The organism is Streptomyces sp. NRRL S-495, assembly GCF_000966955.1.
Taxonomy (GTDB): Bacteria; Actinomycetota; Actinomycetes; order Streptomycetales; family Streptomycetaceae; genus Kitasatospora; species Kitasatospora purpeofusca.
This window is the reverse complement of the sequence record NZ_JZWY01000745.1, coordinates 1-6,064: the sequence shown is the minus strand read 5'-3', so window position 1 is coordinate 6,064 and position 6,064 is coordinate 1. Positions and strand designations below refer to the sequence as shown.

The window sequence follows — 6,064 nt, the reverse complement described above, 5'->3', positions numbered from 1 at the left end:
CATGACGCTCACCCTCGAACGCCCCGCGACCACCACCACGGTCGGCGACCTCATGCGCCACCCCGAGCTCCAGATCAGCGACGACGTCATGGTCGACGTGGCGATCGACATCCTGCACAGCTCCGGCGCCGATCACGTCCTGGTCCGCGACGACGACGGCTGCTGCGCGGGGCTGCTGACCCGCGCACACCTCGCGCCGTTCGAGGTCCGCTCCCGGCTCTCCGAGCGGATCCCGGTCCGCGACATCGCCTTCGACCGTGCCCCGTTCGCCACCGCCGACCTGCCCGCCGCCACGGCGGCCGCCGCCATGCGCGCCCGGGGCCTGGCCGTGTGGCCCGTGGTGGGCCACGACGGCCACGCCGTCGGTCTGTTCAGCCTCTAGAGCGGGCGGAGCCCGGTCACCGGTTCGGCCGGTGCTGCTGGCCTCCCCGGCCTGGTCCGCCGGACAGGCTCTCCCCGCGGATTCGCACCGGTGGCGCGAACGCCGGGCCTCACCGGGCGTCGCCGGCCGCCACGTCGACACCCACGTTCACGTCCACGTCGCGGCCCGTGACCAGGCGGGCGGTGCCGTCGGCCAGGCGGTAGGACAGTCCGACCACGGCGGTGCTGCCCTCGGCGACCGCGTCCGAGAGGCAGCGGGAGCGCTCCAGCAGCAGGTCGACGGTGTGCCGGACGTGCTCGGCGATGAAGTCCGCGTCCTCGGTGTGCCCGGCGGCGTTGGCGGCCAGCACGCTCGGGGTCACCCGTTCGACGACGTCCCGCACGTAGCCGCGCGCCGTGGTGCCGGCCGCGACGGCGGCCCGGGTGGCGGCGACGGCCCCGCAGGAGTCGTGGCCCAGCACCACCACCAGGGGGCAGCCGAGCACACTGACCCCGTACTCGATGCTGCCGAGCACCTCCGGCCCCGTGACGTGGCCCGCGGTGCGCACCACGAACATGTCACCGAGCCCCTGGTCGAAGATGATCTCGGCGGCGAGGCGGGAGTCGGAGCAGCCGAACAGCACCGCGAACGGTGCCTGGGCGGGCGCGGTCTCGGTCCGGCGGGCGGCGTCCTGGTTCGGGTGCTCGGGTATCCCGGTGACGAACCGGTGGTTCCCGGCCAGCAGCGTTTCGAGGGCTTCCCGGGGTGTCAGAGGCTGTGTGTCGGTCATGGTCGCAGACTATGACCTCCCTGTTCGCCCGGCGCGGGCGGGACGGTCCACCGGGTCGTGGACGGAGGAACCGTCGCGGTTCCCCGAGGCGCGCCGGAGTAGCCCCGAGCAGTCAGGTGAGCGGCAGCAGCGTCAGGCGCCGGCCGGTGGGACAGGCCGAGCGGGCCGCCCCGACCTCGGACATCGGAGCGGCCGTCTCGCAGAGTGACCGGGTACTCGTCCCCGGCCCCGGGCTCCGTTAGAGTCGCCGGCATGACCCTGCTCGTGAGCCGCCGCCATGTCGACCATGGCCGCGCCACCACCACGGGTTGTCGCCGCGTCCTCTGACGCGGCCCGCACTCCGCCGACACCTCGTCCGTCGCACGAGGCCGGCCGCTCCGGAACCCGAGCCGATCGGCCCCGTTCCCACCCGCACGCACGTACCTCCCTACGCACCTGCGCACGCGCGTAGGCGCGGCGTGCGTACGCGTGCCGCGCAGGAGCGGGACGGCACGGCCACCGGGTTCCCCGTCCCCTCTCGACCCCAGGAACGGGATCCTCCATGCGCCCGCGCACCCAACGCGCCATCCGTACCGCACTGACCCTTGCCGCCGCGGCGGTGCTCTGCACGCCCGCCACCGCTGCCCAGGGCGCCGGCGGCACCTTCGGGCCGCTGCCGCCGCCGAACCCCGCCACCGCCGCGAACGGCACCGCGACGATGCACGGCGACAGCGCCTCCAGCGACACCACGCCCTACCCCGGACCCGGCAGCGGCGCCGTCAACTGGAGCCGTACGGCGCTCGCCTCGGCCTGCCCGACCGTGGTGATCGGCAGCGACCGCCGCCCGGTGGTCCTCTGCACCACGATCTTCGGGCAGACCCCGACCGTGCACCTGCTCGACCCCGGGACCGGCGCCGACCTCGCCTCGCTGGCGCTGCCCAAGGGCAGTCTGTTCGGCGGGGTCTACGCCTACCTCGACAACACCGACGCCCTGGTCCTGGTGGACGGCGGCAACAATCTGCTGCGAATAGGCCATCACCTCAGCACCGACGGCTGGAAGCTGACGATCGACCAGACGACCCCGCTGGGGGCGGCCGTTCCGGCCGGGGACAACATCACCGGCCTCAGCCCCGGCTGGAACGGCCGGGTCTGGTTCGCCACCGGCGGCGGAACCATCGGCACGGTCGACACCGCCACCGGTGCGGTCCGCACCCTCAACACCGGTGAGGGCGTGCAGAACAGCATCTCCACCGTCCCCGGCCACACCGCCGTCGCCACCGACCACGCGCTCTACCTGCTCACCGAGACCGCCGACGGCACCCCGACCGTCGAATGGCGCGCCCCCTACGACCGGGGCCCCGGCCGCAAGCCCGGCCAGCTGAGCTGGGGGACGGGCGCGACGCCGAGCTTCTTCGGCCCCGGGACCGGCACCGAGTACGTCACCATCACCGACAACGCCGCGCCGCACGAGAACCTGCTCGTCTACCGGGTCGCCGGCGGCCCGGACCCCGTCTGCACCACGCCTGTCCTCACCCAGTACCCCGCGAGCGGCACCGAGGACGCCGTCATCGCCTCCGGCCGCAGCGTCTTCGTCACCAACACCTACGGCTACCCGTACCCCGCCCTCCCGGCCGGAGCGCCCGCCAGCGTCCCGGCCTCGGCCGGGTTCGACGGCGGGCTGAGCCGCGTCGACCTCGACGCCGACGGCAACGGCTGCCACCCGGTCTGGAACAGCAACGTCAAATCGGCCGCACTGCCGCGGCTCTCGCTGGGGGACGGGAAGATCTACACCTTCACCGTCAGCGGCCCGACCGGCTCGGCGGGGGCGCAGACCTTCGCGTCCTACTCCTACGCCACCGTCGATCCCGGGACCGGCGCCCAGCTCTCCAGCTCCTGGATCGGCCTCGGGCTGCTCTACAACCCGCTGCAGATGACCGGCACCACCGGCCCGGACGGGACGCTCTACCAGGGCACCGAGACCGGGGTGATCAAGGTGACCCGCCGCTGACGCGCGCAGCAGTCGCGGCAGCCGGGCCGCCCTCCCACGCAAGGGATCGCGCGGGAGGGCGGCTACCGGCGTCTACCTCGGCAGCTTCAGCGCGGCCGCCCTCGTCGTCCGGCTCCGTACCTGATCGACCGGAGAAGCCCCGGTCGCCGTGGCCCGGCGCGGGAGCTCCTGGCGTGGGAGCTCCCGGCGTGGGAGCTCCCGGCCGGGTGCGGGCGGCAGCCCGATCCGGGCCAGGTCGGAACGTTCGGCGTCGGGCGCATCGAGGGACTTCGCGCGCTTGGCCGCATCGACGGAACCGGGTCCGTGGATGGTGAGCTCGAAGTCCTGGTGCGCCTTGGCGTCCGGCGCGAACGGCAGACGGATCCGCCCGTCCGCGACCAGACGGCGCACCTCGGCCCGGCTCAGGCCGAGCCCGAGCTGGAGCAGCCGCTCCACCCGGACCGGCGCGGGCAGCTCGAAGCGCACCTGCACCGGGAGCGGGTTCGGGTCGTCGAGCGCGTACAGCGGCATGCGGGTCTCCAGCTCCCACGTCCCGGTCCAGTCGAGCCGGTACCGGTTCTTCGCCGCGAGCGACGCGCTCGTCACCAACTCCCGGACCGCTGCCGGGTCGTTGATCTCGTAGGCCACCAGCCGGGCCGGCTCCAGCGTCGAGACGTGGGCGCGCTCGTGGACGGGCACCTTCGAGGTCCGGTCGCACGTCGCGCAGCTCAGCAGCAGCCACACGTCGAGCATCTTGCCGTTCGCGTTGACACGGATCTTCCCCGAGGCGCGGTGCCGCATGCCGGGGCAGTCCGGGCAGGACCGGACGACGGTGGGCAGGGCGGACTGACGCACGGCCCACAGGGCCTTGCGGTCGGTATTCATAGATGTGTTGGGTGCTTTCAGGACTCAGCAGGAGGGCATGCCGAACTCACTCGGCGGCTCCCGCTCTGCGACGGATGCTCACGAGGGGCGCGACCCATCGCCCCGGGGCCGGGTCGTCAGGCTCCGGGGTCGATCGCGCGACAGGTACGTACTACGTGGCAGTCATCAAAAGTCCATGCGGGAGATCATGAGCGAGTCGCCTGCCCGCGGCAACCGAATTTCCGCGTGCCCTCGGGCGGCGACAGCTCACAGGTGGGACTACCGCCCGACGGCACCGAGAATGCGGTCGGCCACCAGGTCCGGGCGGTCGGTCGGAAGTGCGTGGCCGGCACCGGGCACGATCTCCACCCGGGCCGTGGGTACGAGCTTGCCGAGCCGGTCGGCGACCTTGCGCGAGTCGTGCATGGCGCTGCGCGCCCCGAGCAGGAACAGCGCGGGGGTACGCAGACGGCGGAGTTCCTCGTCGGAGAAGACCGGCGGCACCGGGAGTGCGCGGCGGAATCCCGTCGATGCGCGCATCAGCTTCATCAGTTCGCCCTCCAGGACGGCGCTGTTGCCGACCAGGCGGGCCAGCGGGGGGCGGAGCGGGCGCGGCGCTGTCGCGGCGAGGGCGCCGGCGATCAGCCAGGTGTAGAACCGGGCGCCGAAGTCGGCGAAGCCGGCGGGATCCACCAGGGTGAGGGAAGCGGTCCGTCCCGGGTGGTGGATCCGGTGGTTGAGCGCCAGCCAGCCGCCGTAGGAGCAGCCGACGAGATGGGCGGCCGTCACCTCCAGTGCGGCCAGGAGTTCCTCCAGCCAGGCGGCGCCGTCCCGGCCGTCGGCGATCGGTGCGGTCTGCACGCTCGCGCCCGGCTCGCCGACGGTGTCGACGGCGATGACCGGACGGTGCTGCGCCAGCGTGTCGATGTACCGGTGCCACATCAGTGCGTTTCCGCCCGATCCGGGCAGCAGCACGATCGGCTCGCCGTTCTGCGGCCCGGTTCGGTAGACGCGGGTGGTCCCGAACGCGGTCGGAAGGTCCAGCGCCGTCCGCGGCCCCGGCCACAGTTCGGCCAGAGCGCGCTCGTAGGCGGTGCGGAATCGGTCCCTGGCCTGGTCGTTCTTGAACTGGCTGATTCGCATGATACATGTGTATCACGGCATGATACGGGTGTACCAGAGAGGGTGTGACAGGGAGGCGGGACCATGAACGCGCGGGTCGATCACGAGGAACGCCGCCGGCAGATCGCCGAGGCGCTGCTGCGGATCGCCGACACCCAGGGGCTGCAGTCGGCCAGCATGCGGGCGGTCGCGGCCGAAGCCGGTGTCTCCCTGCGGCTGGTGCAGTACTACTTCGAGACCAAGCAGGGGCTGCTGCTGGACGCGCTGGCCAGGCTGTCCGCCCAGCTCCAGGCCCGCATGGAGAAGTGGATCAGCGAGGCGGGCTCCCCGCCCACACCACGCGGCACCGTGACCGCGATCCTGTCCTGCATCCTGCCGACCGACCCGGAGAGCCGCCGGATCACCAGGACCTACGCCGCCTACTACACCCTGGTGCTCAACGACCCCGAGGTGCTGGAGAAGCACGGCGCGCGGCAGCCCGAACTGCTGGAGGGCTTCCTCGCGAAGCGCATCGGCGCGGCCCAGCAGGCCGGGGAGATCGCCCCCGACAAGGACCCCGGGATCGCCGCTGCCGGACTGCTGGCCATGGTCAACGGTCTGGGTTCGAGCGTGCTGGGCGGCCAGCGCACCGGCGAGGCGGCGCTGGCGATCCTCACCCGTCATCTGGACGAGCTGTTCCTTGACCCGGCCCCGTGAGCGAGGAGGCCGAACGGGACGTCCTCCTAGGCATTGTCCTGGCGATCGTGAGCGGAGCCAGATGGCGAGCGCGGCTGCTGTGACGGTTCCGAGGTAGACGTAGCCGCGCTTGTCGAACCTGGTCGCGACCGCGCGGAAGGTCTTCAGCTTGTTGATCGCCCGTTCGACGGTATTGCGCTTCTTGTAGCGGTCCTGGTCGAAACCAGGTGGCCGGCTCCCAGTCCTGCCGCGTCGGACCCGGTTGGCGGCTTGATCGGTCTTCTCC

At 72.5% G+C, this 6,064-nt stretch carries 6 protein-coding genes and 1 pseudogene; 3 read left to right on the top strand and 4 right to left on the bottom strand.

Features of this window, described 5'->3' with window-relative positions; genetic code table 11:
- On the top strand, window positions 1-382 hold a 382-nt coding region (locus VR45_RS32445), incomplete at its 5' end, for a CBS domain-containing protein (RefSeq protein ID WP_052709544.1).
- A gap of 109 nt (window positions 383-491) precedes the next feature.
- On the opposite strand, the gene VR45_RS32440 is transcribed toward VR45_RS32445, so the two are convergent.
- Window positions 492-1,151, bottom strand: coding sequence for a carbonic anhydrase (locus tag VR45_RS32440; protein ID WP_045943463.1), 660 nt, complete (start codon window positions 1,149-1,151; stop codon window positions 492-494).
- 541 nt (window positions 1,152-1,692) lie between these two features.
- On the opposite strand from VR45_RS32440, the gene VR45_RS32435 reads away from it, so the two are divergent.
- Window positions 1,693-3,138 carry a hypothetical protein gene (locus VR45_RS32435; protein WP_045943462.1) on the top strand — a complete coding sequence of 482 codons (1,446 nt, stop codon included), beginning with the start codon at window positions 1,693-1,695 and terminating at the stop codon, window positions 3,136-3,138.
- A 72-nt stretch (window positions 3,139-3,210) separates the two neighbouring features.
- Here the strand turns inward: VR45_RS32435 and VR45_RS32430 are convergent, their stop codons facing one another.
- Both VR45_RS32430 and VR45_RS32425 read right to left on the bottom strand, forming a co-directional pair.
- On the bottom strand, window positions 3,211-4,002 hold the full coding sequence (locus VR45_RS32430; protein ID WP_078897042.1) for a DUF1062 domain-containing protein: 792 nt from the start codon (window positions 4,000-4,002) through the stop codon (window positions 3,211-3,213).
- Window positions 4,003-4,260: 258 nt separating this feature from the next.
- Window positions 4,261-5,124 carry an alpha/beta fold hydrolase gene (locus VR45_RS32425; protein ID WP_045943461.1) on the bottom strand — a complete coding sequence of 288 codons (864 nt, stop codon included), beginning with the start codon at window positions 5,122-5,124 and terminating at the stop codon, window positions 4,261-4,263.
- A 63-nt stretch (window positions 5,125-5,187) separates the two neighbouring features.
- Here VR45_RS32425 and VR45_RS32420 point away from each other — a divergent pair, with 63 nt between their 5' ends.
- A complete protein-coding gene (locus tag VR45_RS32420; protein ID WP_045943460.1) occupies window positions 5,188-5,799 on the top strand; it encodes a TetR/AcrR family transcriptional regulator in 612 nt (203 codons plus the stop codon).
- Window positions 5,800-5,907: 108 nt separating this feature from the next.
- Here VR45_RS32420 and VR45_RS44700 read toward each other — a convergent pair.
- Window positions 5,908-6,064 (bottom strand): annotated as a pseudogene (locus VR45_RS44700) (IS5/IS1182 family transposase); the annotation flags it as partial.